This is a genomic window from Neisseria sp. P0021.S006, assembly GCF_051956895.1.
In genome coordinates this window covers 1-1,440 of the sequence record NZ_JBQCWZ010000352.1, presented here as the reverse complement: position 1 = coordinate 1,440, position 1,440 = coordinate 1, and the positions used below count along the sequence as shown (strand labels likewise).

Below are 1,440 nucleotides of genomic sequence, written 5' to 3'. Positions count from 1 at the left end.
GTCTTGGGCGTTTACCGGGACACCTTTGTCTATGTAAAACCGTATAGTTTCAGGTGATGATGGATTCCAAATATTAGCCCTATGCAGGCTATTCCATTTTTCATTAGGAGAAATACGGAATGGATCTAATTTCCCCTCGCTTTCCGCCTTTTGAAGGAAAGCAATATCACCTAGCTCTTCAGCTTCCGCAATTTTTTCTTCAAAACTGGGAGGTGTTAAATTATTTACCATTTAAAAAGTTCCTAATATCTTGTTTAATTGTACCCAAATCACCCCGCCCCGGTTTTTCAAACCTGGGGTCGTGAGATTCGTTTTCCGCCTTGTTCTGCAGAGCAAACAATTTTTTCGTCCTTTTCGGGTCGTTCACATACTCATTCAACTGGCTCTGCGTCATGCCTAATTCATCTGCCGCCTTTATCAAACGGCGGTTTTCCCAACCGTATCTGTGTCCGATGTGGACGGGTGGTTTGATAATATTAGAGATATTTCCTTTTTCTGCATAGCTGCCGTCAGGCAGTTTGATATACCGGTCATACACACTGTCCCTTATCGGTTTGCGCAAATTCGGCCGTTTTAAAGCAGTGGCAGCTCTCCCCGGATCGGGCATAAAACGTCCGAGTTCGTCGTGATAACGCCCATTTGCATCACGTTTGGGGTATGTTTCCTGTGGTTGCGGATCTGCCGGTGGATCTGTTTTTTTGTCAAAGTTGGGTTTCGGCGGATCGTCTTTTTTAGCTGCTTCTCCCCGGGCGTCTTTGTCCAGCATGCGCTTAAAGCTGTTAACGCCTGGTTTGACAACCTGCTTCAATACCTTGCCCGCTCCGACGGCCGTAGTCAAATTTTCTACCGATTGAAGTCCGATCAGTGCGGCTTGCGCACCTCGGACGTCTTGTCCGTAAATCGGTTGCAAGTCATTTAAGATTAAGGAAGCAGTACCTGCTCCAGGTGACTGGAAGGCCTCGGTGACATTGTCCCAGCATCGTCCAAAGTCGTTTGCACAGTTTTGGACATCTTTAAAGGTATCCACCGCCTTTGAACCTACAATGTATACAGGTAAAGAGTTGAGTACTCCTCTAGTAATAGTTTTTCGTGGATTTTGTATTTTTTCCTTCCAGGATTTTTTTGCAAATTCCGAAGCCAAATCCTTCGCGCCTTGGGTAATGCTGCTATTTTTGGATGAGTGTAAATTGTTTCGGTAGAACACAAGGTCTGATTGGGCCTCCGGTGCAAAAACCTCCGGTCGGACAAATTGTTTGCCTTCCGTAGTGAAGAATCGCTGTTGCCTGCCATCTTCATTGAGAAAGGTCTGCCTGGCTTTTTTAAGAAAGTCTTTTGCAGGTAAATCAGTTACCTTTTCTAAAGTCAGCATCCAAAATAAATCGGTTTCTTTGACTGCTTGATGCACTAAGCGTTTTTGAGCATCGGCAACTTGTTGGGCGG

The 1,440-nt window shown here is 45.3% G+C and carries 1 protein-coding gene and 1 pseudogene; both read right to left on the bottom strand.

Translation table 11 applies throughout. From position 1 onward, the window contains the following. Positions 1–231 (bottom strand): annotated as a pseudogene (locus tag ACTHUM_RS14035) (ankyrin repeat domain-containing protein); the annotation flags it as partial. Beyond that, positions 221–1,440, bottom strand: a 1,220-nt coding sequence (locus ACTHUM_RS14030) for a GH-E family nuclease (RefSeq protein ID WP_440403174.1), incomplete at its 5' end; no start/stop codon positions are given. The pseudogene ACTHUM_RS14035 and the gene ACTHUM_RS14030, both read right to left, overlap by 11 nt.